This is a genomic window from Streptomyces sp. NPDC053048, from assembly GCF_044547045.1.
GTDB lineage: Bacteria > Actinomycetota > Actinomycetes > Streptomycetales > Streptomycetaceae > Streptomyces.
Genome location: NZ_JBITZS010000003.1, coordinates 187090 through 213827, shown reverse-complemented (window position 1 = coordinate 213827; position 26738 = coordinate 187090). Strand labels below are relative to the sequence as shown.

The following is a 26738-nucleotide window of genomic DNA, read 5'->3' as shown; positions in this document are numbered from 1 at the left end:
GGACGGGCGGGGTGGTTCACCCCCTCCACCTTCCCGCCCCCTTCGACCTCGAGCTCGACACCTCCGGCTTCTGACCGCCGCAGAGGGACAGAACCTGTGCAGGAGCCATGGCGCGCGAAGCGTGAATCTCATATCTGAGATACCGTCTGACTCATGACAGACGCCTACCTCGGCCGCATCGGCAAGCTCATCCGCGATGCCCGCCAGCACCGTGGCTGGACTCAGTCCCAGCTCGCGGACGCTCTCGGGACCAGCCAGAGCGCGGTCAACCGCATTGAGCGGGGAAATCAGAACATCAGTCTTGATATGATCGCCCGCATTGGGGAGGCGCTCGACAGCGAGATCGTCTCCCTCGGCTACGCCGGGCCCATGCACCTGCGCGTCGTCGGCGGGCGTCGGCTCTCCGGTTCCATCGACGTCAAGACGAGCAAGAACGCGTGCGTCGCCCTGCTGTGCGCCACGCTGCTCAACGCCGGCCGCACGACGCTGCGTCGCGTCGCGCGGATCGAGGAGGTCTACCGGATCCTCGAGGTGCTGGCCAGCATCGGCGTCCGGCACCGGTGGATCAACGACGGCAACGACCTGGAGATCGTGCCGCCCGCCGAGCTGGACCTGGGCTCGATGGACACCGAGGCGGCCCGCCGCACCCGTAGCGTCATCATGTTCCTCGGTCCGCTGCTGCACCGCATGGACCACTTCAAGATTCCCTACGCCGGCGGCTGCGACCTCGGCACCCGGACCGTCCAGCCGCACATGACGGCCCTGCGCCACTTCGGTCTGGAGATCACGGCCACCGACGGCACGTACCACGCCCAGGTGGATCGTTCCGTCGCGCCCACCCGGGCCATCGTGCTGACCGAGCGCGGGGACACCGTCACCGAGAACGCCCTGCTGGCCGCCGCCCGCCACGACGGCGTGACCGTCATCCGCAACGCCAGCTCCAACTACATGGTCCAGGACCTGTGCTTCTTCCTCGAGGAGCTCGGCGTCCGGGTCGAGGGCGTGGGCACCACGACGCTCACCGTGCACGGCGTGGCCACCATCGACCGCGACGTGGACTACGCGCCGTCCGAGGACCCGGTGGAGGCCATGAGCCTGCTGGCCGCCGCCGTCGTCACCGAGTCGGAGCTGACGATCCGCCGGGTGCCGGTGGAGTTCATGGAGATCGAGCTCGCCGTCCTGGAGGAGATGGGCCTGGACAACGAGCGCAGCCCCGAGTACCGCGCCGACAACGGCCGCACCCGCCTGGTCGACCTGACCGTGCGCCCCTCCAAGCTGCGCGCGCCCATCGACAAGATCCACCCGATGCCGTTCCCCGGCCTCAACATCGACAACGTGCCCTTCTTCGCGGCCATCGCGGCGTTCGCCCAGGGCCAGACCCTCATCCACGACTGGGTCTACGACAACCGCGCCATCTACCTCACCGACCTCAACCGCCTCGGCGCGGACGTCAAGCTGCTCGACCCGCACCGCGTCCTGGTCGAGGGCCCGACCCGCTGGCGCTCCGCCGAGATGATGTGCCCGCCGGCCCTCCGGCCCGCCGTCGTCGTGCTGCTGGCCATGATGGCCGCCGAGGGCACCTCCGTGCTGCGCAACGTCTACGTCATCAACCGCGGCTACGAGGACCTGGCCGAGCGCCTCAACTCCATCGGCGCGCAGATCGAGACGTTCCGCGACATTTAACGTTTCTGCGCCGCCTCCACCCTCCCGCGGCCCCTCCGTCCAGCCGAAACGGCTTGGACGGAGGGGCCGTTGCCGTGTTCCGGTGCCTGCGCGTAGACTCACTGACCGATCGGTCAGACTACTGACTATACGGTCGAACAGAGGGGGATGACATGGAACGCACCACCTGTTGCATCGTCGGCGGCGGGCCCGCCGGGATGATGCTGGGGCTGCTGCTGGCCAGAGCCGGGGTCGAGGTCACCGTCCTGGAGAAGCATCGCGACTTCCTGCGCGACTTCCGGGGGGACACCGTGCACCCCTCCACGCTGCGGCTGCTGGACGAACTCGGGCTCGGCGAACGGTTCGCCGCGCTCCCCGCGCACCGGCTCGACGAAGTGCGCATGCACATCGGCGACGACGTCATCACGCTGTCCGACCTGCGGCGCATACCCGGGCGGCACAAGTACATCGCCATGGTTCCGCAGTGGGACTTCCTCGACCTGCTCGCGGGCGCCGCCGCCGAGGAGCCGTCCTTCACCCTGCGCATGAGCACCGCGTTCACCGGGCTGCGCACCGACGGCGCCGGCCGGGTGACCGGCGTGCGGTACACGGGCCCGGACGGCACCGCCGGCGAGATCGCCGCCGACCTCACCGTCGCCTGCGACGGGCGTGATTCGGCGGTGCGCGCGGCGGCCGGGCTGCGGCCGGACTACTTCGACGTGCCCATGGACGTGTGGAACGTCCGGGTGCCCTCCCCGGGCGACCGGGCCAAGCACGGCCGCGTCTTCATGCGCACCCGCGAGGACCAGTTCGCGGTCACCGTGGACCGTGGCGCGTACTACCAGACCTCCTACCTGATCAAGAAGGGGGCCGACGAGCGGCTGCGCGCCCACGGCATCGAGTGGTTCCGCGGCCGGCTCGGCGAACTCTTCGGCTGGGGCCCCGAGGTGACGGAGGCCGTCCGTTCCTGGGACGACGTCAAGCTGCTGGAGGTGACGATGGGCAGGCTGCGGCGCTGGTACCGGCCGGGCCTGCTGTGCATCGGCGACTCGGCGCACATCATGTCGCCGACGGGCGGCGTCGGCGTCAACCTGGCCGTGCAGGACGCCGTCGCGGCCGCCCGCATCCTCGCGGCTCCGCTGCGGCGCGGCACCGTGGGCGTGGACGGCCTCGCCCGAGTGCAGAAGCGCCGCCTCCTGCCGACGGCCTTCATACAGAAGTCCCAGGTGAGCGAGCACGAGGCACTGCTGCGGCCCGCCCTCGACGGCACCCTCGACCCGGACCGGATGCCGGTGCCCTTCCGGCTGCTGCGGCACATACGACCGCTGCGCACGCTGACCGGCTACCTCGGCGGGGTCGGGATACGGCCCGAGCGGGCACCGACCTTCGCGCGCGGGTGACGGAAGCGCCGGGGCCGGACGGGGGTCAGCCCCGGCGCTCGACCGCGTTCAGAGTGAAGGTGACCAACTCGTCGGCCGCCGCGTCGAGGTCGTACTCCGGGTGGACCAGCCAGTAGGAGATCACGTTGTCGATCGCCCCGCCGATGGCCAGGGCCATGGTCCGGGTGTCGAACGGGCGGAAGGAACCCGCCTCCTGGCCCGCCGCCAGCAGGCGGGCGAGCTCCTGCCAGCGGTCGTACGTGTCGTGGGAGCCCGGTGTCCTCAGCCGGGTGCCGCCCTTGTCGTCGAGCAGCATCTCGGTGATCACGCGGACGTGCCGGCGGTTGGCCTGCTGGTAGCCGATCATGGCGCGGACATAGGCGACGACGGCCGCGCGCGGCTCGCTCTCCCGCTCCACGCGCTCCGTCACATGGGCCAGGAACCGCTCCAGCACATGCTCGAGCGTGCTCTGGGTGAGGTTGTCCTTCGACGTGAAGTGGTAGAGGACCGCGCCCTTGGAGATGCCGGCCCGCTCGGCGATCGCCGACAGGGACGTGCCTGGCTGGCCCCGCTCGGCGATCAGGTCGATCGTGCACTCGACGATCTGCTGCCGCCGGGCGCGTTCGGTGAAGGTCAGGCCACCGGGTTCGGCACTCCGACGAGACGTCATCGAACGCCCACCCTCTCACTTGGGACCACCAACGGCGTCACACCGTACCCCGCTCCGGCTCAGGGCAGCACGGCCACCCCGTCCAGCTCCACCAGCGCCTGCTCGTCCCAGAGCCGGGTGGTGCCGATGACGGCCATCGCCGGGTAGTCGCGGCCCGCGAGGCGGCGCCAGACCTCGCCGAGCGCGCGGGCGTGCGCGCGGTACGCGCCGACGTCCGTGGCGTAGACGGTCACGCGTGCCAGGTCGGCGGGCCGGCCGCCGGCGGCGCGCAGGGCGGCCAGCAAATTGGCCAGGGCCCTCTCGAACTGCTCGGGCAGGCCGCCCGGTACGACCTTGCCGTCGGCGTCGAGCGCGGTCTGGCCCGCGAGGAAGACCAGCCGGCCGCCGGTGGCCGTGACCGCGTGGGAGAAGCCGGTGGGCGGGGAGAGCTCGGCGGGGTTGAGGCGGTGGAGGCCGTTGGTGGTGGTCATCGGTAGAGCTCCTTGGCGATGATCGTGCGCTGGACCTCGGTGGCGCCCTCGTAGATGCGCGGGGCGCGCACCTCGCGGTAGAGGTGCTCGAGGAGGTGCCCGCGCCGCAGGGCGCGGGCACCGTGGATCTGCGTGGCGGCGTCGACGACGTACTGGGCGGTCTCGGTGGCGAAGAGCTTGGCCATGGCCGAGCGCCGCGCGATGCCGGGCTCGCCCGCGTCGTGGGCGGCCGCGGCCGCGAGGACGAGCAGGGCGGCGGCCTCGGTGCGGGTGGCCATTTCGGCCAGCTGGTGGGAGACGGCCTGCAGGTCCTTCAACGGTCCGCCGAAAGCCCGGCGTTCGCCGGCGTGGGCCAGGGCGGCGGCGAGGGCGGCGCGCGCCATGCCGACGGCGAAGGCGCCGACGCTGGGGCGGAAGAGGTCGAGGGTGCGCATGGCGACCTTGAAGCCGCCGCCCACCTCCCCGATGACGTCCTCCGGGCCGACCGGTACGGCATCGAAGGCGAGGGCGCCGATGGGATGCGGGCTCAGCATGTCGAGGGGAGTGCCGGTGAGGCCGGGCCGGTCGCCGGGGACGAGGAAGGCGGTGATGCCGGTGGCGCCGGGTTCCGGGCCGGTGCGGGCGAAGACGGTGTAGAGGTCGGCCTCGGGTGCGTTGGAGATCCAGTACTTCTCCCCCGTCAGCCGCCAGCCACCACCGGGTGCCGGGTCCGCGCGCAGTCGCAGCGCGGCGGCGTCGGAGCCGGCCTCGGGCTCGCTGAGGGCGAAGGCGGTGACCGTCCGGCCCGCGACGACGCCGGGCAGCCAGCGTTCGCGCTGTTCCTTGCTGCCGGAGCGCAGAACGGGGTGGGCGCCGAGGCCCTGCAGGGCGAGTGCCGTCTCGGCCTCCGTGCACTCCTGGGCGAGCGATTCACGCAGCAGGCACAGGTCCATGGCACTGGCGACACCCCCCTCCGGCAACACGCGCGCCAGCAGGCCGAGTTCGCCGAGGGCGGCGACCAGAGGGCGGTTGACGCGGCCGGGGTCGCCCTCGCGGGCCAGGGGGCGCAGTCGCCGCGCGGCCAGCGCGCGCAGCTCGGCGCACCACTCGCGTTGCTCCCTGTCCAGTGTGAACGGTGTGGTCACCGGGTCCACCCTTTCCCTTGCGGCCCCGAGAGGGCCGTGCAGCCTTGAGAGGGAGGTGCGGGAGTTATCGCGCTCTGTTGACTACCGTCACCGACTCGCTACGCTGACAGTGGATCCGTAGCGCTGGCAAGACCCCGGTTCACCTCCAACTTCTTCTCGGCGCGAGGGGGCGCATCCCACGATGGAGCTGAGTCCGTCGGCCCATGTCGACACCTTTGCGCGTGACCGTCTCCCGCCCGCCGGGCAGTGGCCGGACCTCCGTTTCGACCTCGCCGGACCACCGGCCCTCGCCTACCCGGACCGTCTCAACTGCGGTGCGGAGCTGCTGGACGCGACGATCGCCCGGCTGGGCCCGGACCGGCCGGCGGTGCGGGGCGAGGGCGGGCTCGTCTGGTCGTACGGCGAACTCCGCGCGCACGCCGACCGGATCGCCCACACCCTCACCGACGACCTGGGCGTGGTCCCCGGCAACCGCGTGCTGCTGCGCGGCCCCACCACGCCGTGGCTCGCCGCCTGCTGGCTCGCGGTGATGAAGGCGGGCGCGGTGGCCGTGACCGTCCTGGCCGCCCAGCGCCCCCACGAGCTCGCGACGATCTGCCGGCTGGCGCACGTCCGGCACGCGCTGTGCGACACCCGATCGGCCGACGACCTGGCCGGGGCGGCGGTGCCACACTTACGGATTACGTTGTTCGGCGGCGACGCTCCGGACGACCTTCTGCGGCGCTCGGCAAATAAACCGACATCCTATGTGGCCTGCGACACTTCCGCCGACGACGTCGCGCTGATCGCCTTCACCTCCGGCACCACCGGACGCCCCAAGGGCTGCGTCCACTTCCACCGCGACGTCCTCGCCATCGCCGACACCTTCTCGGCCCACGTGCTGCGCCCGCGGCCGGACGACGTCTTCGCGGGCAGCCCCCCGCTCGGCTTCACCTTCGGCCTGGGCGGCCTCGTCGTCTTCCCCCTGCGCGCGGGCGCGCAGACCCTGCTCACCGACTGGGGCGGCCCCGAGCGGCTGCTCGCCGACGTCCAACGCCACCGCGTCTCGGTGCTGTTCACCGCCCCGACCGCCTACCGCGCCATGCTCGGCCGGCTCGCGTCGTACGACGTCTCCTCGCTGCGCAGATGCGTCTCGGCGGGCGAGCACCTGCCCGCCGCCCTCTGGCACGACTGGCACCGGGCCACCGGACTGCGCGTCATCAACGGCATCGGCGCCACCGAGATGCTGCACATCTTCATCTCCGCCGCCGACGACCTCATACGCCCCGGCACCACCGGACTCCCCGTGCCCGGCTACGAAGCCCGCGTCGTGGGCCCCGGCGGCGAGTCCGTGCCCGACGGCACACCGGGCATGCTGGCCGTGCGCGGCCCCACCGGCTGCCGCTACCTGTCGGACGAGCGCCAGAAGCAGTACGTGCGCGACGGCTGGAACCTCACCGGCGACACCTACGTCCGCGAACCCGACGGCTACTTCCGCTACGTGGCCCGCGCCGACGACATGATCATCTCGGCCGGCTACAACATCGCGGGCACCGAGGTCGAGGAGGCCCTGCTGCGCCACCCCGACGTCCTCGAGGCCGCCGTCACCGGCCGCCCCGACGAGCGGCGCGGACAGATCGTCGTCGCCCACGTCGTGCTGCGGCCCGGCGTGCCCCGCACCCCGGAAACCGTCGCGGAGCTGCGGGAGTTCACCAAAAAGGAGATCGTTCCGTACAAGTGCCCTCGCGAGATCGAGTTCCTGGACGCCCTTCCGCGCACGCCCACCGGCAAGTTGCAGCGATTCCGGCTGCGCGCGGGCGCTTTACAGTTTCCCCGTGACTGACCAGCAACCGCTTCACACCCCCCGGTCCCTCATCGTCACCTTCTACGGCGCCTACGGACGCGGTAGCGTCGACGCCCCGGCCGGCCCGGTGCCGATCGCGGCCCTGATCCGGCTGCTGGGCGCGGTGGGCGTGGACTCGCCCTCGGTACGGTCGGCCGTCTCCCGGCTCAAGCGGCGCGGACTGCTCGTGGCCGGCCGCACGGCCGGGGGAGCGGCGGGATACGGGCTGTCGGACGCCGCCCGGCAGCTGCTGGACGACGGCGACCGGCGCATCTACGGCCGCCCCTCCTCGGCACGACCGGGCCAGGGCTGGCTGCTGGCCGTCTTCTCGGTGCCCGAGCAGGAACGGCACAAGCGGCACCTGCTGCGCTCCCGGCTGGCCCGGCTGGGCTTCGGCACGGCGGCGCCCGGCGTGTGGATCGCCCCGGCCCATGTGCACGAGGAGACGCGCCACACGCTCGAGCGGCTGGGGCTGGTCTCCTACGTCGACCTGTTCAAGGGCTGTCACCTGGGCTTCGAGCCGACCGCCGAGGCGGTGGCGCGCTGGTGGGACCTGGAGGCCCTGGCCCGACAGCACCGGGCGTTCCTCGACACCCACGAGCCCGTCCTGCACCGCTGGTCGCGGCGCAGGCCCGTACCGCCGGAGGCCGCCTACCGCGACTACCTCCTCGCACTGGACTCCTGGCGCCGGCTCCCCTACGCCGACCCCGGCCTGCCGGCGGCCCTGCTCCCACCGGACTGGCCCGGCGGCCGCGCGGCCCGCGTCTTCACGGCCCTCCACCAGCGGCTGCGCGACGCCGGGGAGCACTTCGTGCGGCCGACACTGGCGTAGCAACCGGGGCTCCGCCCCGGACCCCGGTCCTCAAACGCCGGACGGGCTGATTTCAGCCCGTCCGGCGTTTGAGGACACCGCGCGCAGCGCGGTCAGGTCCCCCGCCCCGTCGGCGGCCTCCGGCTCCCGGCCCGGTACGGCACCGGCCAGAGCGCGCCGGGCCCCTCATAGCCCTGCTCGGCGGCGGCGTGCAGCGTCCAGTTCGGGTCGTAAAGATGTGGCCGCGCCAGCGCGCACAGGTCGGTGCGGCCCGCCAGGATCAGCGAGTTGACGTCGTCCCACGACGAGATGGCCCCCACCGCGATCACCGGCACCCCCGCCTCCTGCCGGATCCGGTCGGCGAACGGCGCCTGGTACGAGCGCCCGTACGCGGGCCGCTCGTCGGGGACGACCTGACCGGCCGAGACGTCGACGGCATCGGCGCCGTGCTCGGCGAAGGCCCCCGCGATGACGACCGCGTCGTCGCCGGTGGTGCCGCCCGGCGCCCAGTCGGTGGCGGAGATGCGGACGGTCATCGGCTTGTGGGCGGGCCAGACGGCCCGTACGGCGTCGAAGACCTCGAGGGGGTAGCGCAGCCGTCCCGCGAGGTCGCCGCCGTAGGCGTCGTCGCGGTGGTTGGTCAGCGGCGAGAGGAAGCCGGAGAGCAGGTAGCCGTGCGCGCAGTGCAGCTCGAGCAGGTCGAACCCGGCCCGGTCGGCGGCCTCGGCGGACCGTACGAACTGCTCGCGTGTCCCCGCCAGTTCGCCGGCGGTCAGGGCGTGCGGCGTCTGGCTGACGCCGGGACGGTAGGGCAGCGGGGAGGCCGCGACCAGCGGCCAGTTGCCGTCGGGCAGTGGCTGGTCGATGCCGTCCCACATGAGCCGGGTGGAGCCCTTGCGGCCGGAGTGGCCGAGCTGGACGCCGATGGCCGTCCCCGGGGCCCGCTCGTGCACGAAGCCGGTGATCCGCCGCCAGGCCTCCTCGTGCTCCGGCGCGTACAGGCCCGCGCAGCCGGGGGTGATCCTGCCCTGCGCACTGACGCAGACCATCTCCGTCATCACCAGTCCCGCGCCGCCGAGGGCGCGGGCGCCGAGGTGGACGAGGTGGAAGTCGCCGGGGGTGCCGTCGGTGGCCGAGTACATGTCCATCGGGGAGACGACGACGCGGTTGCGCAGGGTCAGCCCGCGCAGCCGGAACGGGGTGAACATCGGCGGCGTGCCGGGCGGTATGCCCGCCTCGTCCTCGACGGCGGCGACGAAGCCGGCGTCGCGCAGGCGCAGGTTGTCGTGGGTGACGCGGCGGCTGCGGGTCAGCAGGTCGAAGGCGAAACGATGCGGCGTGCGGTCGACGTGGCCGGCGAGGTCCTCGAACCACTCCAGGCTGGCGCGGGCGGCCCGCTGCGTGGACTCCACCGCCGGCCGCCGCTCCTCCTCGTACGCCCGCAGGGCGCCGGCCAGGTCGCGGGCGCCCTCGAGGTGGCCGGCCAGGGCCAGGGCGTCCTCGACGGCGAGCTTGGTGCCGGAGCCGATGGAGAAGTGGGCGGTGTGGGCGGCGTCACCGATCAGGACCGTGTTGCCGTGCGACCAGTGCTCGTTGACGACGGTGCGGAAGGCGGTCCACGCGGAGTGGTTGGAGCGCAGGGTGCTGCCCCGGAGCAGGTCGCCGAAGTACTTGCCGCACTGTTCGATCGACGTTCTCTCGTCGTGGCGGTCGAACCCGGCGCGCCGCCACACCTCCTCGCGCATCTCGACGATGACGGTCGCCGTGCGGGGGCCGAAGGGGTAGGCGTGCAGCTGCATGATGCCGTGCTCGGTCTCGGCGATCTCGAAGCGGAAGGCGTCGAGGGCGAGGTCGGCGGCGAGCCAGATGTAGCGGCAGCGGTGCGTGGCGATGCCGGTGCGGAAGGCGTCGCGGTGGCTGTCGCGGGTGCGGCTGTGGATGCCGTCGGCGGCCACGACCAGGTCGTACGAGCCTGCCAGCTCGGCGGCGGGCGGTGCGGCGGTGCGGAAGCGGAGGTCGACGCCGAGGGCGCGGCAGCGCTCGTGGAGGAGTTCCAGGAGCCGGTGGCGGCCGAGGGCGGCGAAGCCGTGGCCGCCGGAGCGCAGGGTTCTGCCCCGGTGGACCACGTCGATGTCGTCCCAGCGCACCAGTTCACGGCCCAGTGCCGCGTACACCTCGGGGTCGGCGCTCTCGATGCCGCCGAGGGTCTCGTCGGAGAGGACGACGCCGAAGCCGAAGGTGTCGTCGGGGGCGTTGCGTTCCCAGAGGGTGATCTCGCGTTCGGGGGCGAGGCGTTTGAGCAGGGCGGCGGCGTAGAGGCCGCCGGGGCCGCCGCCGATGACGGCGACCCGCCGGGCCTTCGTCGCGGCGGTGGTCATCGGCCCTGCCACTCGGGGGACCGCTTCTCGGTGAAGGCCGCGTGGAATTCGGCGTAGTCGGCGCTGTTCATCAGCAGGGCCTGGGTGGCGGCGTCGAGTTCGACCGCGGCGGCGAGCGGCATGTCGAGTTCGGCGGTCAGCAGGGCCTTGGTCTGGGCCTGGGCGAGGGCGGGGCCCTCGGCGAGCCGACGGGCGAGGGCCTGCGCCGCCTCCGGAACCCCGCCTTCCTCGGTCAAGGTGCTGATGAGGCCGATGCGTTCGGCCTCGGGGGCGCGGACGGGCTCGCCGAGCATCAGCAGCCGCGTGGCGTGGCCGAGCCCGACGACGCGCGGCAGGAGATAGGCGGCGCCCATGTCGCCGCCGGAGAGGCCCACCTTGGTGAAGAGGAAGGCGAAGCGGGCGGTGGCGTCGGCGACACGGAAGTCGGCGGCGAGCGCCAGGACGGCGCCGGCGCCTGCGGCGACCCCGTGCACGGCGGCGATCACGGGGAACGGGCACTCCCGCACGGCGCGGACCACCTGCCCGGTCATGCGGTTGAAGTCCAGGAGCCGTCCGGTGTCCATGGCCAGGGTGGCGCCGATGATCTCGTCCACGTCGCCGCCGGAGCAGAAGCTCCGGCCTTCGCCACCGAGCACGAGGGCCCGGACGGAGCCGTCGCGGGCGAGCTCGGGCAGGAGGTCGCGCAGGTCGGCGTAGGCGCCGAAGGTGAGGGCGTTGAGGCGGTCGGGGCGGGCGAGGGTGACGGTGGCGACCCCGTCGTCGAGGGTCAGGCGCAGGTGCCGCCATTCCTCGGTGCGGGACGCGGAGCCGGTGAACGGACTCATGAGCACGGCCTCCTTCAGCCGGGCGGGGCTGGTGCCTGCCCGCTGAACGTATCACCGTTCTGTGACTGTCGTCACGAGTACGCGATACACCAACTCCCGGAAAAGGGCCGCGAGAAGGCTGCGGGAGAGCACGAAAAAGGGGCGGCGGGCGACAGCGCCCGCCGCCCCTACGGCCCCGTCCCAGCTACCGCCCCCAGCCGGCCAGCGTCGCCACCAGCACGGCCTTGATGGTGTGCAGCCGGTTCTCGGCCTCGTCGAAGACGACCGAGTGGACCGACTCGAAGACCTCGTCGGTGACCTCCAGCGAGGTCAGTCCGTGGCGCTCGTAGATCTCCCGGCCGACCGTGGTGCCCAGGTCGTGGAAGGCGGGCAGGCAGTGCAGGAACTTCACGGCCGGGTTGCCGGTCGCGCGCAGCACGTCCATGGTCACGGCGTAGGGGGCGAGCAGGGCGATGCGGGCGTCCCAGACCTCCTTGGGCTCGCCCATCGAGACCCAGACGTCGGTGGCGACGAAGTCCGCGCCGCGCACACCCTCCTCGACGTCCTCGGTGAGGGTGATCCGCGCGCCACTGGTCTCCGCCAGCCGCTGGGCGCGGGCGATGACCTCCGGGTCCGGCCACAGGGTCTCCGGTGCCACGATGCGCACGTCCATGCCGAGGAGGGCACCGGTGATCAGGTAGGAGTTGCCCATGTTGTAGCGGGCGTCGCCCAGGTAGGCGTACGCGACGTGCTCGAGCGGCTTGGCGGTGTGCTCGGTCATGGTGAGCACGTCGGCGAGCATCTGGGTGGGGTGCCACTCGTCGGTGAGGCCGTTGTAGACGGGGACGTCGGCGTAGGCGGCGAGCTCCTCGACGATGTGCTGGCCGTGCCCGCGGTACTGAATCGCGTCGAACATCCGCCCGAGCACCCGGGCGGTATCCCGGACCGACTCCTTGTGGCCGATCTGCGAGCCGTTCGGGTCGAGGTAGGTGGTACGGGCACCCTGGTCCGCTGCGGCGACCTCGAAGGCGCAGCGGGTGCGGGTGGAGGTCTTCTCGAAGACGAGCGCGATGTGGCGCCCCTGGAGCCGGGGCTCCTCTGTGCCCGCACGCTTGGCGGCCTTCAGCTCCGCGGCCAGCTCGATCAGGCCGTGGAACTCCTCGGCGGTGAGGTCCGTCTCCTTGAGGAAGTGACGGCCCTTGAGGTCTGTCGCCATGGGGTGTGGCTCCTAGGTCTTCGACACTACACGGTAAAATTGGAACTGTATACGATCAACCGCATTTCTATGCAAGTCCTCGGTGTCCTGTCCGTCACGGCCGGGCACCCGGTACCGGGTCGCGCTCGACCGGACAGCTCATGCAGCGCGGCCCACCCCTGCCGCGCCCCAGCTCACTGCCCGGAATGGTGATGACCTCGATTCCGTGCTTGCGCAGAAAAGTATTCGTCGTCGCGTTGCGTTCGTAGGCGACCACCACGCCCGGTTCTATCGCCAGCACGTTGCAGCCGTCGTCCCACTGCTCGCGCTCGGCGGCGTGCACGTCCTGCCGGGCGGTCAGCACCCGGATGGAGTCCAGGCCGAGCGCGGCGGCGATGGCGCGGTGCATGTGCTCCGGCGGATGGTCGGTGACCTTGAGGTCTCGCTCGCCGACGCCCGGCTCGATGGTGTACGAGCGGAGCGATCCCAGGCCCGCGTACTGGGTGAAGGTGTCGCCGTCCACCATGGTCATCACGGTGTCCAGGTGCATGAACGCCCGGCCCTTGGGCATGTCCAGCGCCACGATCGTGCGGGCCGAACCGGCCTCGAACAGCCCGCGGGCCAGCATCTCCACGGCCTGCGGGGTGGTCCGTTCGCTCATCCCGATCAGCACGGCGCCCTCGCCGATGACGAGCACGTCGCCGCCCTCGATCGTCGAGGGGTAGGCGGCCTGGCCGTCGCACCAGATGTGGAAGCCCCCTCGCGCGAACATCGGGTGGTGACGGTAGACGGCCTCGTAGTGCACGGTCTCGTGCCAACGGGCGGGCCAGCGCATCGCGTTGATGCTCACCCCGTCGTAGATCCAGGCGGAGGTGTCCCGGGTGAAGAGGTGGTTGGGCAGCGGGTTGAGCAGGAAGTCGTCGAGGTCCATCACATGGAAGCGGACGGAGACGGGCTCGGCGTGGCCCTCGAGGAACTCGCGCTTGGTCATGCCGCCGACCAGCAGGGAGGCCAGCTCGGTCACCGGCATCGCGTCGAACACGGCCCTTATGTGGTCCGTGGCCAGGGGACCGTACTCCTTCTCGTCGAAGACCCGGTCCAGGACGAGCGCCCGCGCGGCCGGCACCCGCAGGCTCTCCTCCAGCAGGTCCTGGAAGAGGTGCACCTCCACGCCGCGCTCGCGCAGCACGTCGGCGAAGCCGTCGTGCTCGGCGCGGGCGCGGCGCACCCACAGGACGTCGTCGAAGAGCAGGGCGTCCTTGTTGGACGGCGTGAGCCGCTTCAGCTCCAGGTCGGGGCGGTGCAGGATGACCCGGCGCAGCCGCCCGGCCTCGGAATCGACATGGAATCCCATGTCACCCATCCTGACCCCAACGCGGCGTGATCACTCGGCGCGCGGCGGCACCGCGTGCCGAGTGATCATCGACCCGGACCACCCAAGCGGCCTGCGGGCGCCTACAGGCGCGGGTCCACCGGCTCGGACTCCAGAGCGAGGACCGCGAAGACCGCCTCGTGGACGCGCCACAGCGGCTCGCCCTCCGCCAGCCGGTCCAGCGCCTCCAGGCCGAGCGCGTACTCGCGCAGGGCGAGGGAGCGCTTGTGGCCCAGGTGGCGCACCCGCAGCCGGGCGAGGTTGTCGGGTCGGGTGTACTCGGAACCGTAGATGATCCGCAGGTACTCCCGGCCGCGGCACTTCACGCCGGGCTGGACGAGCCTGCCGTCGGCGTCCCGCGCGTACGCCTGGAGCGGCTTGACGACCATGCCCTCACCACCGGCGGCCGTCAGCTCCAGCCACCACCGGGTGCCGGCGGTGACGGACTCCTCGTCCTCGGTGTCGACGACCAGGCGCCGGGTGGGCGCCAGCAGGCCGCCGCCGGCCACGCCGCTACCGTCCCCGCCGCCGTCCGCCGCGACGACCCGGTCGATCAGGGCGAGCTGCTGGTCGTGCGGCAGCGTGGCGAGGCTGCGGCCCTGGACGGCCAGGATCTGGAACGGAGCCAGCCGGATGCCGTCCGCCGGCTCGGCACCCTCGCCCCCGACCGGCCAGCAGTACCGGCCGTAGGCCTCGGTGAAGGCCTCGGCGTCCTCGGCGCGCTCGCGCTGGCGGGCCAGCAGGCCGGAGACGTCCACGCCGCGGGCCGCCGCGGACTCCAGCGCCGCGAGGGCGCCGGGGAAGACCGTACGGGCGGCCGCGCCCACCGCCGCGTACTGGTTGCGCAGCAGGCCCGTGGCCTTGAGCGACCAGGGCATCAGCTCGGCGTCCAGCAGCAGCCAGTCCGTCTCCAGCTCGTCCCACAGGCCGGCCTCGCCCACGCACCGGCCGAGCCGCTCCAGCACGGTCCCGGCCAGGGCGGTGTCGTCGAAGAACGGCCGTCCGGTGCGGGTGTACACCGCTCCGGGCACGCCGCCGGGCACGGCGAAGCGCTCGCGCGCCACGTCCGCGTCCCGGCAGACCAGGACCACCGCGCGGGAGCCCATGTGCTTCTCCTCGCAGATCACCTGGCGCACGCCGTCCGCCCGGTAGGCGGCGAAGGCCTCCGCCGGGTGCTCCAGGTAGCCCTCCTCCTTGGAGGTGGCGCACGGGGCCATGGTCGGCGGGAGGTAGACGAGCTGCTGCGGGTCGGCGGCGAAGCGGCTCATGACCTCCAGGGCCGCGGCCGCGTTCTCCTCCTTCACCGCCACCCGGCCCAGGTGCCGCGTCTCCACGACCCGCCGGCCGGTGACGTCGCCGAGGTCGAGCGGGCGGCCGTCGGCGCCGCCGGGCGCCTCGGACGCCAGCGGCTTCACCGGCTCGTACCAGACCTGCTCGGCCGGTACGTCCACCAGCTCGCGCTCGGGCCAGCGCAGCGCGGTCAGCTTGCCGCCGAAGACGGCGCCGGTGTCCAGGCAGATGGTGTTGTTGAGCCAGGTGGCCTGCGGAGTCGGCGTGTGGCCGTAGACCACGGCGGCACGGCCGCGGTAGTCCTCCGCCCACGGGTAGCGCACGGGCAGGCCGAACTCGTCGGTCTCCCCCGTGGTGTCGCCGTACAGCGCGTGCGAGCGGACCCGGCCGGAGGTGCGGCCGTGGTACTTCTCGGGCAGGCCGGCGTGGCAGACGACGAGCCGCCCGTCGTCGAGCACGTAGTGGCTGACGAGCGAGTCGATGAACGCCCGCGCCTTCTCCCGGAAGCTGGGGTCCTGCTCTCCTTCGCGCTCCATCTGTTCGATCGTCTCGGCGAGGCCGTGCGCGATCCTGACCTGGCGGCCGCCCAGGTAGCGGCCGAGCTTCTGCTCGTGGTTGCCGGGGACGCACAGGGCGTGCCCGGCGGCGACCATACCCATGGCCAGGCGCAGCACGCCGGGGCTGTCGGGGCCGCGGTCGACGAGGTCGCCGACGAAGACGACGGTGCGGCCCTCGGGGTGCGTGGCGTCCACGGGCCGGCCGGCCTCGTCGCGGACGAGGGTATAGCCGAGCTCGCCGAGCAGGCTCTCCAGCTCCGAGCGGCAGCCGTGGATGTCGCCGATGATGTCGAACGGGCCGGTGAGGTGGCGCAGGTCGTTGAACCGGCGCTCGCGCACGATCCCGGCCGCCTCCACCTGGCCGGTGCCGCGCAGGACGTGCACCTTGCGGAAGCCCTCGCGCTCCAGGTGCTTGAGGGAACGGCGCAGTTCGCGCTGGTGACGCTGGATGACGCGGCGGGCGAGGCCGGCCCGGTCGGGGCGGGCGGCGTTGCGCGCGGCGCAGACGTCCTCGGGCACGTCGAGGACGATCGCCACGGGCAGCACGTCGTGCTCGCGCGCCAGCGCCACGAGCTGCTTGCGGGCCTCGGACTGGACGTTGGTGGCGTCGACGACCGTCAGCCGGCCGGCGGCCAGGCGCTTGCCGACGATGTAGTGCAGGACGTCGAAGGCGTCCTTGCTGGCGCTCTGGTCGTTCTCGTCGTCACTGACCAGCCCCCGGCAGAAGTCGGAGGAGACGGTCTCGGTGGGCTTGAAGTGCCGTGCGGCGAACGTGGACTTGCCGGAGCCGGTGGCGCCGACGAGGACCACGAGGGACAGGTCGGGCACGGCGAGGGGCGTAGGGGTGCCGGTGGTGGCGGTCATGCGGCCTTCGCCTCCTTCGTGGTCTCGTCGGGGTGGTTCTGGTTGTTCCGGTGGTTCTTGTCGCTCTGGTCGTACTTTTCGTTCTTGTGGAAGACGGCCATCTGGGTCGGCGGCCCCACCTCGGGGTCGTCGGGGCCGACAGGCGCGAAGTCCACGTCGTAGCCGTGCCGCTCGGCGACCTGCCCGGCCCAGGCGCGGAACTCCTCCCGGGTCCACTCGAAGCGGTGGTCGCCGTGGCGGACGTGCCCGGCGGGCAGGGTCTCCCAGCGGACGTTGTACTCCACGTTGGGGGTGGTCACCACCACCGTCGTGGGGCGCGCGGCGCCGAACACCGCGTACTCCAGGGCCGGCAGCCGCGGCAGGTCGAGGTGCTCGATGACCTCGCTGAGGACCGCCGCGTCGTACCCGGCGAGCCGGCGGTCGGTGTAGGCGAGCGAGCCCTGCAGCAGTGCGACCCGGGCCGCCTGCCGCTCGGTCATGCGGTCCAGGCGCAGCCGTCGCGAGGCCTCCTTCAGAGCGCGCACGGACACGTCGACGCCGACGATCTCGGTGAAACGCGGGTCCTTGAGCAGCTCGCCGACCAGCTGGCCCTGGCCGCAGCCCAGGTCGAGCACGCGCGCCGCGCCGGACCGGCGCAGGACGCCGAGGATCGCCTGGCGCCGCTGCACGGCCAGCGGCAGGGGCCGCTCGGCGGTGTCCTCCTGTTCGTCGACGGCGTTGTCGAGCTCCTCGGCCTCGGTGTCGTCGGCCTCGGCGAGGCGGGCGAGGGCGAGGCGGTCGAGCGCGTCGCGGGTCAGGCTCCAGCGGCGGGCCAGGTAGCGGTTGGTGATCAGACGCTGCTCGGGGTGACCCTCGAGCCAGCCCTCGCCGGCGCGCAGCAGCTTCTCCACCTCGTCGGGAGTGACCCAGTAATGCTTGGCGTCGTCGAGCACCGGCAGCAGCACGTACAGATGCCGCAGGGCGTCCATCAGCCGGTGCTCGCCCTCGAGCACCAGCGAGACGTACCGCGAGTCGCCCCATTCGGGGAACCGCTCGTCCAGCGCCACCGGACGGGCCGTCACCGTCCAGCCCAGCGGCTCGAACAGCCGCTCAACGAGCGCGGCACCGCCTCGCGCGGGCAGCACCGGCACCTCTATCCGCAGCGGCCGCGACTGCCCCGGCAGCTCCGGCCGGGCGGCGCACTGCCCCTTGACGGCGCTGGAGAACACGCCGGCGATCGCGACGGCCAGCAGCGAGGAGGCGGCATAGGGCCGGTCGTTGACGTACTGCGCCAGCGCCGAATCCGGCGCCCCGCCCCGCCCCTTGTCCTTGCCCCGCCTGACCAGCGCCACGGGATCGACCTCGAGCAGCAGCGCCATGGTGCAACGCTCCACGCCCGCCTCGGGGTAGAGGACGTGCGCGGTGCCATGGGAGGTGGAGAACTGCTGCGCCTTGTCAGGATGCTTGTGCAGCAGAAAACCGAGCTCGGTCGCGGGGCGCTCGACGGCGCCTGAGGTACTGATCGTCAGGAACACACGCCCGATTCTCCCCCGACCGCCCCGCCACGACGAACTGTTTTCCGTGGTCACCGGCACCTTCCGAAATGACCGGCCGACAGAACGGGAAGCGGCGGAGAACCAGGCGGGCAACCAATTGCGCGATCTACTGATCAACGGTGCGCCCAGCGGGCTACAGTGCAGCGCCCAGACCCCCGTCCGTCCCGCCCTGTTTCCCGGAGCCCCGTATGCCCGCGTCCCCGTACGACCCAGCACACCCCTACGCTCCGGCCCCCTCCGGGCCGCGCCCGTGGTGGCAGCACCCGGCCCTCGTCATCACCCTGTTAGTGGTTTTTGCGCCGGCGGGCATTCTGCTGGTGTGGCTGGGCCGTTGGACGACACGCAAAAAGATCATCGCCAGCGTGATCTCCGGACTGTGGTTCCTGCTGATCATTACGTCCAGCCCCTCGGACGCGAATGACGAAACCGGGAAGCAGCCCCGCCCCGCGCAATCGCAATCGGCATCTCCGACGCCGTCGCCGGCCTCCGAGTCTCCTTCCCCTTCACCCTCCCCCTCCCTTTCGCCGTCCTCCTCCCCTTCTCCCTCGCATTCCCCCACCCCGAGCCCCACTCCGACCCCCGCCCCGCCGACGCCCGACGTGCCCAAGCGCACCGACCTGCACCCCGACCCCACCAACGAGCCCGGTCCGGACCCGGACAACGGGTCGAGCAACGGTGGCTCGACCGGGGACGGTTCGACCGGCGGCACCACCTCCGGGGGCGGCACCTCCACCTCGGGCGGCGCAGGCGGCGGTGCCGGAGTCGTCCGCCCCGGCTCGTTCTGCTCGCCTCAGGGCGCCACCGGCGTCACCGCCAAGGGCACGCCCATGATCTGCGGTCCGGGCTCCGACGGGCGCAACCGCTGGCGGGCCGCCTAGGGGGTGTCCGATGGGTCGGACACCCCCTAGCCCAGGAGCCCCGCCAGCTCCGCGATGCGGTCCGGGCCCACGCGGCAGCAGCCGCCGATGAGCCGGGCGCCCGCGGCCTGCCAGACGCCGACCCGTGACGGGTCGAACGTGGGGCGCCCCCGCCAGTCCCGTTCCCGGGCGTCCCAGCCCTCGCCGCTGTTCGGGTAGACCACGACCGGCTTGCCGGTGACGCGGGCCGCCAGTTCCACCGCGCGGTCCGCGTCGGCGGGCTCGCAGCAGTTGACGCCCACCGCGATGACCTGGTCGTTGCCCTCGGCCAGGGCGAAGGCCTCCGTCAGCGGCCGGCCCGCCCGGGTGTGCTCGCCCGTCGCGCTGAACGACAGCCACACCGGCAGCCCGCAGCCGCGTACCGCCCGGAGCAGGGCCCGTGCCTCGTCCGCGTCGGGCACGGTCTCCAGGGCGAGCACGTCCGGCCCGGCCGCGGCCAGTTCCTCGACGCGCGGGCGGTGGAAGCGCTCCAACTCCGTCACGCTCAGGCCGTAACGGCCCCGGTACTCGCTGCCGTCCGCGAGCATCGCCCCGTACGGCCCGACGGACGCGGCGACCCAGACCTCCCGCTCACCCCGCGCCGCCGCTCGGCGCGCCAGCTCCACGCTGCGCCGCAACAGCGCCGCCGCCTCCTCCCGCCCCAGGCCGCGGCGGGCGAACCCCTCGAAGGTCGCCTGGTAGCTGGAGGTGATGAGCACCTGGGCGCCGGCCCGGACATAGGCCGCGTGGGCCGCCTCGATCTGTTCCGGGGCGTCGGCGAGCAGCCTGGCCGACCACAGCTCGTCGGACAGGTCGCAGCCCTGGGCCGCCAGCTGGTTGGACAGCCCGCCGTCCAGGACGAGCGGCCCGCGCGCGAGCGCGGTGGCGAGCGGGGTGGTGGGCACGGACATCACGGGCGCTCCTCTGGCTCTCCGGCCTCCTGACCACCCCCCATCCTGCCTCGTCGAACACACGTCAACCCATGGCCCTCCGCCCACCCCGACTCACTCCGGCCGGGTGAAATTCCCCCGGCCCGCCGGGCCGGCGCAGTAGATGGCAGTGTCCGGCGCGCCCGGTGATCGTTGGCTCGGGCGGAGCCGGACCGCCCGGCCCGCGCACCGGTGTTCGCTGCCGGAGGCGACGATCGCATAGCCGCCCGCCCGCATCGGGAGGGCGAGGGCCGAGGAGGCCACCATGACTCAGGAAGCCGCGCCCGAAGAGGCAGTGCCCAGCCAGGCCGCTTCCCAGCAGCAGAGCCCACCCAAGGGCCTGCTGCAGCAGATGGAGGAGCTGATGGCGGCGCTCAACGCCGACCTGACCCAGCTCGACGCCGACCTTCAGTCGCCGGGCCGGCAGCCCGCCGAGCGGCCCCCGGCCCAGGGCGGCACCGGCACGGACTGACGCAGGCACCGACACACCCGGGGCCCTCACGCGGCACCGCCCCGCTCCCGCAGGGCGAGCCGTCTGAGGAGCCCGCCGATCCGGTCGCTCGTCTCGTCGGCGGCGTCGATCGCCTCTATGCACATCCAGTACACGGCGTCCTCCTCGCAGGCGCAGGCGACGCCCACCAGGGCTATGCCGACCTCGCCGAGGAGTTCGCCGAGGTCCGTCAGCACCATCCAGGGGTCGCGCAGCTCGGTCAGCCGCCCCGCCCGTAAGTCTCCGGAGCCTCCGGCGCACAGCGCGATCCGGCGCAGCGCGCCGGAGGCCCGTCCACCCGACTCGCTCAGCACCCGCGCCGCCGCCCGCGCCTCGAAGGGCCCCTGCAGCGCGAGCCGGCTGCCGACCGCCTCCGCGAGCGCCTGCGCCTGACGCGCCTCGGCGACGATGTCGGGCATCTCTCTGGCCCGCGCCAGCGCGTGCCTCGTGGCCGCGATCAGCCCCGCTGCGTCCATGACCGTCCCCCATGTTTTCCGTCCGCCCACTCTCACTACCCAGAGTGATGACTAACCGCCGGAAACGCCAGGGGAATTCAGAAATCTGTGGATACCAGATGCGGTGTGGATAACTCAATCACTCCGGAGAGTGACGATCATCCTGCTCCACGACTCCGCGCCCCGTCTCCCCCGGTACCGGGAATCGCCGCTCATTCCGGTCGATCTTCGCCGACAGCGCCGCCAGCACGTCGATCCCCAGCACGTCGCAGAACTGCAGCAGGTACGCCAGGACGTCCGCGACCTCGTCCTCGACCCGTCCGGCCGTCTCCGGTTCGTCCATCACCCGCGCCGACTGCTCGGGCGTCAGCCACTGGAAGATCTCGACCAGTTCGGACGCCTCCACGCTGAGCGCGGAGGCCAGGTTCTTCGGCGTGTGGAAGGGCTGCCAGTCGCGCGCCGCCGCGAAGGCCGCCAGCCGGCGCCGCAGGTCCTCGAGGCCGGGCCCGCCCTCGGCATCCGGCAGGGGTTCGGAACGCAGAGGTTCGGAACGCAGGGGTTCGGAATGATCGCTCACGCCCCCAGGTCTACCATCGACGCCCCCGCCACCTCGTGCGCCGTCTCCCCCACCTCGCCCCGCACCGTTCCCACCAGTCTGATGTGCCCCCGTTCGCACATCCGCGCCGCCAGCCCCAGCAGTTCCCGCGCCTGCCGGGGGTCGAGGCAGCGGTCGAACCCGTCCGCCAGGACCGTCAGCACCTGCCGGGCCGGCAGCACCTCGGCCGCCGGGTCCACCGCGAGCACCCCCGGCCCCGTCAGCAGCACCAGGCACAGCGCCAGATACCGCAGTTCCCCGTCGCCCAGCCGCTCCAGCGGCGTCGTCGTGCCCGCCTTCCCGGCCAGCACGGCCCGCACCAGGCCCCCTTCCAGGCCCTGCACCGCCAGCCCCTCGACCTCGGCGCGGCACCCGGCCTCCGCCGCCGTGACCAGCAGCGCGTGCCGGGTGACGCACTCGCTGCCGGTACGGCCCAGGACCGCGGCAACGTTGTCACACGCGCCGCGCAGCCGCCCGTCGCGCGCGGCCACCGGAGTGCGCATCAGTTCCGGGCGCGGGTCGCACGCGAAGACCGAACGCAGCGCGACGACGACCTGTTCGGCGGCGTCGAGGACCAGGCGCTGCCCCGCCGTCTTGCCCGCGACCCGCAGCGGCAGCAGCGCGGTGCCCAGCCGGTCGTCGGGCAGCGGCGCACGGGTGACGGGTACGGAACCGGCCGTGTGCCAGGACGCCTCGACCCTGGGCAGTCCCGGGTCGCGCAGCGCGGTGGACAGGAGGGTGCGCCCGGAGCCCGTCAGGCGCTCGCCGACGACCCGCAGTTCGGGCTCGGCCTGCACGGCGACGTCCAGCCGGACCGGGCCCACCGGCCCCTCGACGGTGCAGCCGATCCGGAAGCCGCGCCGCCCCTGAGCGTCGGGTCTGGCGTTGTGCGGTACGCAGGCACCGGCCCCGCCGGCCACGGGGGCGAGGGCCTCGTCGAGGCTGTCGCCGCCCGCGAGCCGGGCGAGGGCTTCGTACGCCTGGAGGGCGCTGGACTTGCCGCTGCCGCTCGCGCCCCGGAAGAGGGTCAGGGGGCCGAGCGGGAAGACGGCGTTCCGGTGGGATTTGAAGGCGGAGAGCCGCAGTTCGGTCACGGCGGGGCGCTGGAGTGCGTTGGCGGCGTCCATGGCGGGACCGTATGCGGCACCCGCTCAACCGAACCGTTTCAGCTGATCGCTCTTCCTACGATCGGGGTACCCGGCGGCCACCTCCGTCCCTTCGGGCGCGAGCAGGAAGACATTGGTGTCGACTCGGTGCATACCGCTGCCCAGCCCGAAGACGACACCGCTGGAGAAGTCCAGGATCCGCTTGGCGACGTCGGTGTCGGCACTGGTGAGGTCCAGCAGCACCGGCACCCGCGCGATCAGGTACTCGGCGACCTCACGCGCGTCGGCGAAGACCTGCACGCGCAGCACGACCATCCGTCGCTGGCTCTCCTTGGGCTCCTCCTCGGGCAGGGCCCGGTGATCGGGCCAGGACGGCCATGACTGGTGACCCCGCAGCGGGACGACCTCGGCCAGTCCCTGCCACTGCTCGTCGGTGGCCTCGGACCTGTTCACCGGATCACCCCTCCGGGGAACGCGCTGGCTATGTACATCCCACGATTCTAGGGACAAACACCCCCGCCGGGCCGAATGACACGCGCCATCCGGCCCAACGCCGCGGACGGGCGGCCGGGAGGGGCGTCACATATTGATCATGTGTCCGGCGAGGCCGTGCACGGCCTCCTTGACCGCCTCGCCCAGCGTGGGGTGCGCGTGGACGTTGCGGCCGACCTCGTGCACCGTCAGGTCCCACTGCTGGGCGAGCGTCAGCTCGGGCAACAGCTCGGTGACCTCCGGGCCGATCAGGTGCGCGCCCAGCAGCTCGCCGTGCCGGCCGTCGCTGATCACCTTCACGAAGCCGGTGGGGTGGCCCATGCCGTGCGCCTTGCCGTTGGCCGTGAAGGGGAACTTCACGACCTGCACGTCGAAGCCCTGCTCCCGCGCCTGCGCCTCGGTCCAGCCGAAGCTGGCGATCTGCGGCTGGCAGTAGGTGGCGCGCGGGATCATGGTGAAGTCGAGCTCCATCGTCTCCGCGTCCGCGATGGTCTCCGCGGCCACCATCGCCATCGCCTCGGCGGCGTGCGCCAGCATCAGCTTCGCCGTCACATCGCCGATGGCGAAGATGTGCGGAACGCTCGTGCGGCCGCGCGCGTCCACGTCGATCGCGCCGCGCTCGGTCAGCCGCACTCCGGTGTTCTCGAGCCCGTAGCCGGTCACGCGGGGCGCGAAGCCGATGGCCTGGAGGACCTTGTCGGCCTCCAGCACCTCCTGGCGGCCCTGACGGGTGACGGTGACGCGGACCTTCGCCGCCGGGTCGCTGTCGTCGATCGCGTCCACCCGGGTGGAGGTGAGGACCTCGATGCCCAGCTTGCGGTACTGCTTGGCCAGTTCGGCCGAGACGTCGGCGTCCTCCAGCGGCACGAGCCGGTCGAGGAACTCGACGATCGTCACCTTCACGCCGTAGTTGTGCAGGACGTAGGCGAACTCGACGCCGATCGCGCCGGCACCGGCGATGATGATGCTCTCGGGCAGCTGGTCGGTGAGGATCTGCTCCTCGTAGGTGACCACGCGCTCGCTGAGCGACGTGCCCGGCAGCAGGCGGGTCGTCGCGCCGACCGCGATGACACAGTGGTCGAAGGTCACCGTCTCCGTGCCGCCGGCCGTCAGCGCCACCTGGAGCGTGCGGTCGTCGGTGAAGGTGCCCCGGCCGTCGTACTCGGTGATGCCGTTCTTCTTCATCAGGTAGTGCACGCCGTTGACGCGGCCGTCGGCGACCTTGCGGCTGCGCTTGAACGCCTCGGCGTAGTCGAAGCTGATGCTGCCCTCGACCTTGATGCCGTAGGTCTTGGCCTCGCGGAGGACCGTGTGCGCCAGTTCGGCGTTGCGCAACAGCGCCTTGGAGGGGATGCATCCGACGTTGAGGCACACCCCGCCCCAGTACTTCTCCTCGATGACGGCCGTGCGCAGGCCCAGTTGGGCGGAGCGTACCGCCGCGGTGTAGCCACCAGGGCCCGCACCGAGGACGACAACGTCGAAGTGTGTGCTCATGATCCGGTTCTCCCGTGGAAGTGATCTACGTGCTGCTACCGCGACCTTAGAACACCAGGCGGGCCGGGGACGGCCGGGTCCGGTCGTTCGCGGCGGCCGCCGCCCCGCGCGTGCCCGCCACGCGCGCGTGCTCAGCCGGCGACGCGGGCGCGGTCCTCGAGCAGGGCGGCGAGCGCCGTGCGGTCGACCTTGCCGTTGCGGCTGAGCGGCAGTTCCTCCAGGACCACACAGCGCCGGGGGACCTTGAACTCCTCGATCTGCTCGCGCATCAGCTCGAGGACCTGCTCGGCGCCGGCTTCCGCGACGACCGCGAGGATCGCGGGCCTGCGGCCGGCCGGCGGCAGGACGGCCGCGGAGACGACCCCGGGTACGCGGTGGGCGGCGGCCTCCACCTCGGTGCCGGACACCCGGAAGCCGCGCTCCTTGTAGAGGTCGTCGCGGCGGCCGGAGAAGTAGAGGTAGCCGTCCTCGTCCAGCCGGCCGTAGTCACCGGTGCGCAGCTCGGGGAAGAGTCCGTCGCGCAGCGGGAAGCGCTGGGCGTTCAGCTCGGGCCGCCGCCAGTAGCCGGCCATCACGTTGGGGCCCCGGACCGCGATCTCGCCGATGGTGCCGGGCGGCACCGGCTCGCCCTCGTCGTCCAGGATGACGATCTCCGTGCCCGGCAGCGGCAGGCCGCAGGAGCCCGGCCGGTCGAGGTCGCCGTCCGGCGGCATGATGACGGCGCGCTTGCACTCCGTCAGGCCGTACATCACCTGGGCCCGCAGCCCGGGTATCGCCTCGCGCAGGGCGCCCACGGTCTCGGTCGACAGCGCGGCGCCGGTGTTGGTGACGAGCCGCAGGGCGGGGCGCCGGGCGGTGGCCCGCTTGAGCAGCCACACCAGCGACTCGGCGACGGACGGCACGGCGGGCAGGACGGTGGCCCCGCTCTCCAGCAGGTTGCGCAGCAGGGCGGGACCGGCCTCGGCGGCGCTGCCCAGGACGGTGTGCGCGCCGCTCAGCGCGCCGAGGAAGACCTGGTAGAGGCCGTAGTCGAAGGAGAGCGGCAGCGGGCAGTAGACGACGTCGTCCGGCCGGTACTTCAGGACCTGCTGGATGGCGTGGACGGCGAAGACGGCCTGCTGGTGGGTGCTCACCACGGCCTTGGGCAGCGAGGTGGTGCCGGAGGTGTAGATGAGGCAGACCGGGTCGACGGCCAGCGGCTCGGGTGCCGGGACGGGGCCCGCGGGGGCCGCCGTGCCGGGCGCGGGGAAGGCCACGGCGAGCAGTTCGGCCGGGTCCACGGCGGGGATGCCGCGCTGCCGGGCCGCGGCCCGCGAGGCGGGGTCCTCGGCGATCAGCAGGCTCGGTTCGCAGTCGTCCAGCACATGCTCCAGCGGTACGCCGCGGACCTGCTCGTGCAGGAGGGAGAACGGGGCGCCGACGCGCGAGGCGGCGAAGACGAGGGCGGGGACGAGGGGGCCGGAGGGCACGGCGACGACCACGCGGCGGCCGCGTCCGATGCCCTGGTCGTGCAGCCAGTGGGCCAGGCGGTGCGCGGCGTCGCGGAGCCCCGCGAAGGTCGTGGTCGACTGCTGCCGGGTGACGGCGGGACGGTCCGGCCATGACTCGGCGGCGGTGTCCAGCAGTTGGTGCAGGAGCGTGATCTCGGACAACTTGCTCGGTTCCCTTCAGGCGACGTTCCCCCGTCGCCATGTCGAATGGCTCGATCGCCCGGTGGCCGGCGGCCCAGGGCCGGTGACCCGGTGACCCGCGGCCCAGTGGCCGGTGACCCGGTGGCGGGGCGCCGGGACGGCGTACGGCCGTCCCGGCGCCCCGCCGGCGCGCTCCCGGCGAGGGGGGTGCGCGACCGGGTGTCGGTCAGGGCCTGGCCACGGCCCCTAGCTGGGACAGCAGTCCGAGGGCGTCGGACAGCACCCAGTACTCGGCGATCCTGTCGTTCTCGATGCGGACGATGGACATGCCCGCGTAACGGACCTTCGTGCCCGGCGCGACCGTCGCGGTGGGGGCGCCGCCCGCGTAGGTGCCGGTCACGATGTATCCCCCGGCGACGAGGTCGCCCTCCCCGATGGGGCCGGGGTCGGTGGTGAAGCGCACGTCGTGCAGGAGGGTGCGCACGGAGGTCACCCAGCCCAGCAGGCCCTCCCTCGTGGTGATCTGCCGCGAGTCGGGGAAGCCGAGGTAGCGGGCGAGTTCGGCGCTGTGCACGGTGAAGTCGTCGGCGATGAACTCCGGGGTGTCGGCGAAGTCCACCTCCCCGTTCCACAGATCGACGAACCGTTCGAAGAGCACCTTGCCGTGCTCGGTACCCGGTGCCCCGGGGCGGACGTCCGTCATGCCCGGTCTCCCTTC

23 protein-coding genes are annotated in these 26738 nt (G+C 72.6%); 6 read left to right on the top strand and 17 right to left on the bottom strand.

All coding sequences use genetic code 11. The features are described from left to right. The first annotated feature begins 153 nt into the window (after positions 1 to 153). Together ACIG36_RS09205 and ACIG36_RS09200 are read left to right on the top strand one after the other, a co-directional pair. On the top strand, positions 154 to 1683 hold the full coding sequence (locus tag ACIG36_RS09205) for a helix-turn-helix domain-containing protein (RefSeq protein WP_399924477.1): 1530 nt from the start codon (positions 154 to 156) through the stop codon (positions 1681 to 1683). A gap of 152 nt (positions 1684 to 1835) precedes the next feature. Further along, the gene (locus tag ACIG36_RS09200; RefSeq protein WP_399924475.1) at positions 1836 to 3062 is read left to right on the top strand and encodes an FAD-dependent oxidoreductase; all 1227 of its coding nucleotides are present in this window, start codon (positions 1836 to 1838) and stop codon (positions 3060 to 3062) included. Between the two features lie 25 nt (positions 3063 to 3087). Here ACIG36_RS09200 and ACIG36_RS09195 read toward each other — a convergent pair whose 3' ends face one another. Genes ACIG36_RS09195 through ACIG36_RS09185 form a run of 3 tightly spaced genes read right to left on the bottom strand, consistent with a single transcriptional unit; the run spans position 3088 to position 5305 of the window. Further along, complete coding sequence (locus ACIG36_RS09195) at positions 3088 to 3711, bottom strand: TetR/AcrR family transcriptional regulator (protein ID WP_399924472.1); 624 nt, start codon at positions 3709 to 3711, stop codon at positions 3088 to 3090. Positions 3712 to 3770: 59 nt separating this feature from the next. Beyond that, positions 3771 to 4181: a RidA family protein gene (locus ACIG36_RS09190; protein WP_399924469.1), complete on the bottom strand. Its 411-nt coding sequence runs from the start codon at positions 4179 to 4181 to the stop codon at positions 3771 to 3773. Continuing rightward, the gene (locus tag ACIG36_RS09185) at positions 4178 to 5305 is read right to left on the bottom strand and encodes an acyl-CoA dehydrogenase family protein (protein ID WP_399924466.1); all 1128 of its coding nucleotides are present in this window, start codon (positions 5303 to 5305) and stop codon (positions 4178 to 4180) included. The genes ACIG36_RS09190 and ACIG36_RS09185 overlap by 4 nt, the downstream gene beginning before the upstream one ends. A gap of 181 nt (positions 5306 to 5486) precedes the next feature. Between ACIG36_RS09185 and ACIG36_RS09180 the strand changes: the two genes are divergently transcribed. Further along, positions 5487 to 7127: an AMP-binding protein gene (locus ACIG36_RS09180; RefSeq protein WP_399924463.1), complete on the top strand. Its 1641-nt coding sequence runs from the start codon at positions 5487 to 5489 to the stop codon at positions 7125 to 7127. After that, the gene (locus ACIG36_RS09175) at positions 7120 to 7959 is read left to right on the top strand and encodes a PaaX family transcriptional regulator C-terminal domain-containing protein (protein ID WP_399924460.1); all 840 of its coding nucleotides are present in this window, start codon (positions 7120 to 7122) and stop codon (positions 7957 to 7959) included. The genes ACIG36_RS09180 and ACIG36_RS09175 overlap by 8 nt, the downstream gene beginning before the upstream one ends. Positions 7960 to 8051: 92 nt before the next feature. Here ACIG36_RS09175 and ACIG36_RS09170 read toward each other — a convergent pair whose 3' ends face one another. The 6 genes from ACIG36_RS09170 to ACIG36_RS09145 all read right to left on the bottom strand — a co-directional run bounded on the left by ACIG36_RS09170 (position 8052) and on the right by ACIG36_RS09145 (position 17911). Then, entirely contained in the window at positions 8052 to 10316 is a 2265-nt protein-coding gene (locus tag ACIG36_RS09170; RefSeq protein WP_399925387.1) for a bifunctional salicylyl-CoA 5-hydroxylase/oxidoreductase, read from the bottom strand. Continuing rightward, positions 10313 to 11140, bottom strand: coding sequence for an enoyl-CoA hydratase family protein (locus tag ACIG36_RS09165; RefSeq protein WP_399924457.1), 828 nt, complete (start codon positions 11138 to 11140; stop codon positions 10313 to 10315). The genes ACIG36_RS09170 and ACIG36_RS09165 overlap by 4 nt, the downstream gene beginning before the upstream one ends. Before the next feature lie 184 nt (positions 11141 to 11324). Then, the gene (gene argF / locus ACIG36_RS09160) at positions 11325 to 12335 is read right to left on the bottom strand and encodes an ornithine carbamoyltransferase (RefSeq protein WP_399924454.1); all 1011 of its coding nucleotides are present in this window, start codon (positions 12333 to 12335) and stop codon (positions 11325 to 11327) included. Between the two features lie 94 nt (positions 12336 to 12429). After that, the gene (locus tag ACIG36_RS09155; protein WP_399924451.1) at positions 12430 to 13668 is read right to left on the bottom strand and encodes an arginine deiminase; all 1239 of its coding nucleotides are present in this window, start codon (positions 13666 to 13668) and stop codon (positions 12430 to 12432) included. A 101-nt stretch (positions 13669 to 13769) separates the two neighbouring features. Then, complete coding sequence (locus ACIG36_RS09150; RefSeq protein ID WP_399924448.1) at positions 13770 to 16397, bottom strand: polynucleotide kinase-phosphatase; 2628 nt, start codon at positions 16395 to 16397, stop codon at positions 13770 to 13772. Then, the gene (locus tag ACIG36_RS09145; protein WP_399924445.1) at positions 16394 to 17911 is read right to left on the bottom strand and encodes a 3' terminal RNA ribose 2'-O-methyltransferase Hen1; all 1518 of its coding nucleotides are present in this window, start codon (positions 17909 to 17911) and stop codon (positions 16394 to 16396) included. The genes ACIG36_RS09150 and ACIG36_RS09145 overlap by 4 nt, the downstream gene beginning before the upstream one ends. Positions 17912 to 18531: 620 nt before the next feature. On the opposite strand from ACIG36_RS09145, the gene ACIG36_RS09140 reads away from it, so the two are divergent. Further along, complete coding sequence (locus ACIG36_RS09140) at positions 18532 to 18810, top strand: hypothetical protein (protein ID WP_399924441.1); 279 nt, start codon at positions 18532 to 18534, stop codon at positions 18808 to 18810. A 26-nt stretch (positions 18811 to 18836) separates the two neighbouring features. Here the strand turns inward: ACIG36_RS09140 and mmuM are convergent, their stop codons facing one another. Beyond that, a complete protein-coding gene (gene mmuM / locus ACIG36_RS09135; RefSeq protein ID WP_399924438.1) occupies positions 18837 to 19739 on the bottom strand; it encodes a homocysteine S-methyltransferase in 903 nt (300 codons plus the stop codon). 283 nt (positions 19740 to 20022) lie between these two features. Here mmuM and ACIG36_RS09130 point away from each other — a divergent pair, with 283 nt between their 5' ends. Continuing rightward, positions 20023 to 20229: a hypothetical protein gene (locus ACIG36_RS09130; protein WP_399924435.1), complete on the top strand. Its 207-nt coding sequence runs from the start codon at positions 20023 to 20025 to the stop codon at positions 20227 to 20229. Between the two features lie 26 nt (positions 20230 to 20255). On the opposite strand, the gene ACIG36_RS09125 is transcribed toward ACIG36_RS09130, so the two are convergent. The 7 genes from ACIG36_RS09125 to ACIG36_RS09095 all read right to left on the bottom strand — a co-directional run bounded on the left by ACIG36_RS09125 (position 20256) and on the right by ACIG36_RS09095 (position 26723). Further along, positions 20256 to 20723: a DUF6099 family protein gene (locus ACIG36_RS09125; RefSeq protein WP_399924432.1), complete on the bottom strand. Its 468-nt coding sequence runs from the start codon at positions 20721 to 20723 to the stop codon at positions 20256 to 20258. Positions 20724 to 20841: 118 nt separating this feature from the next. Further along, positions 20842 to 21228, bottom strand: a complete 387-nt coding sequence (locus tag ACIG36_RS09120; RefSeq protein ID WP_399925385.1) for a nucleotide pyrophosphohydrolase — start codon at positions 21226 to 21228, stop codon at positions 20842 to 20844. Between the two features lie 47 nt (positions 21229 to 21275). Beyond that, entirely contained in the window at positions 21276 to 22424 is a 1149-nt protein-coding gene (locus ACIG36_RS09115; RefSeq protein ID WP_399924429.1) for an AAA family ATPase, read from the bottom strand. A gap of 24 nt (positions 22425 to 22448) precedes the next feature. Then, complete coding sequence (locus ACIG36_RS09110) at positions 22449 to 22856, bottom strand: cell division protein SepF (RefSeq protein WP_399924426.1); 408 nt, start codon at positions 22854 to 22856, stop codon at positions 22449 to 22451. A 126-nt stretch (positions 22857 to 22982) separates the two neighbouring features. Further along, on the bottom strand, positions 22983 to 24389 hold the full coding sequence (gene lpdA, locus ACIG36_RS09105; RefSeq protein ID WP_399924423.1) for a dihydrolipoyl dehydrogenase: 1407 nt from the start codon (positions 24387 to 24389) through the stop codon (positions 22983 to 22985). 131 nt (positions 24390 to 24520) lie between these two features. Further along, positions 24521 to 26041 (bottom strand): class I adenylate-forming enzyme family protein, encoded by a 1521-nt coding sequence (locus ACIG36_RS09100; RefSeq protein WP_399924420.1) that lies wholly within the window; start codon positions 26039 to 26041, stop codon positions 24521 to 24523. Between the two features lie 205 nt (positions 26042 to 26246). Next, positions 26247 to 26723 (bottom strand): ester cyclase, encoded by a 477-nt coding sequence (locus tag ACIG36_RS09095; RefSeq protein WP_399924417.1) that lies wholly within the window; start codon positions 26721 to 26723, stop codon positions 26247 to 26249. Between the last annotated feature and the right edge of the window lie 15 nt (positions 26724 to 26738).

What these genes read in the sequence shown, in the direction of transcription:
- argF (WP_399924454.1), bottom strand. Translation starts at nt 12,335, where the DNA reads ATGGCGACAGACCTCAAGGGCCGTCACTTCCTCAAGGAGACGGACCTC.
- ACIG36_RS09125 (WP_399924432.1), bottom strand. Translation starts at nt 20,723, where the DNA reads ATGGACGCAGCGGGGCTGATCGCGGCCACGAGGCACGCGCTGGCGCGG.
- lpdA (WP_399924423.1), bottom strand. Translation starts at nt 24,389, where the DNA reads ATGAGCACACACTTCGACGTTGTCGTCCTCGGTGCGGGCCCTGGTGGC.
- mmuM (WP_399924438.1), bottom strand. Translation starts at nt 19,739, where the DNA reads ATGTCCGTGCCCACCACCCCGCTCGCCACCGCGCTCGCGCGCGGGCCG.
- ACIG36_RS09205 (WP_399924477.1), top strand. Translation starts at nt 154, where the DNA reads ATGACAGACGCCTACCTCGGCCGCATCGGCAAGCTCATCCGCGATGCC.
- ACIG36_RS09195 (WP_399924472.1), bottom strand. Translation starts at nt 3,711, where the DNA reads ATGACGTCTCGTCGGAGTGCCGAACCCGGTGGCCTGACCTTCACCGAA.
- ACIG36_RS09115 (WP_399924429.1), bottom strand. Translation starts at nt 22,424, where the DNA reads ATGGACGCCGCCAACGCACTCCAGCGCCCCGCCGTGACCGAACTGCGG.
- ACIG36_RS09095 (WP_399924417.1), bottom strand. Translation starts at nt 26,723, where the DNA reads ATGACGGACGTCCGCCCCGGGGCACCGGGTACCGAGCACGGCAAGGTG.
- ACIG36_RS09180 (WP_399924463.1), top strand. Translation starts at nt 5,487, where the DNA reads ATGGAGCTGAGTCCGTCGGCCCATGTCGACACCTTTGCGCGTGACCGT.
- ACIG36_RS09130 (WP_399924435.1), top strand. Translation starts at nt 20,023, where the DNA reads ATGACTCAGGAAGCCGCGCCCGAAGAGGCAGTGCCCAGCCAGGCCGCT.
- ACIG36_RS09200 (WP_399924475.1), top strand. Translation starts at nt 1,836, where the DNA reads ATGGAACGCACCACCTGTTGCATCGTCGGCGGCGGGCCCGCCGGGATG.
- ACIG36_RS09170 (WP_399925387.1), bottom strand. Translation starts at nt 10,316, where the DNA reads ATGACCACCGCCGCGACGAAGGCCCGGCGGGTCGCCGTCATCGGCGGC.
- ACIG36_RS09190 (WP_399924469.1), bottom strand. Translation starts at nt 4,181, where the DNA reads ATGACCACCACCAACGGCCTCCACCGCCTCAACCCCGCCGAGCTCTCC.
- ACIG36_RS09165 (WP_399924457.1), bottom strand. Translation starts at nt 11,140, where the DNA reads ATGAGTCCGTTCACCGGCTCCGCGTCCCGCACCGAGGAATGGCGGCAC.
- ACIG36_RS09150 (WP_399924448.1), bottom strand. Translation starts at nt 16,397, where the DNA reads ATGACCGCCACCACCGGCACCCCTACGCCCCTCGCCGTGCCCGACCTG.
- ACIG36_RS09155 (WP_399924451.1), bottom strand. Translation starts at nt 13,668, where the DNA reads ATGGGATTCCATGTCGATTCCGAGGCCGGGCGGCTGCGCCGGGTCATC.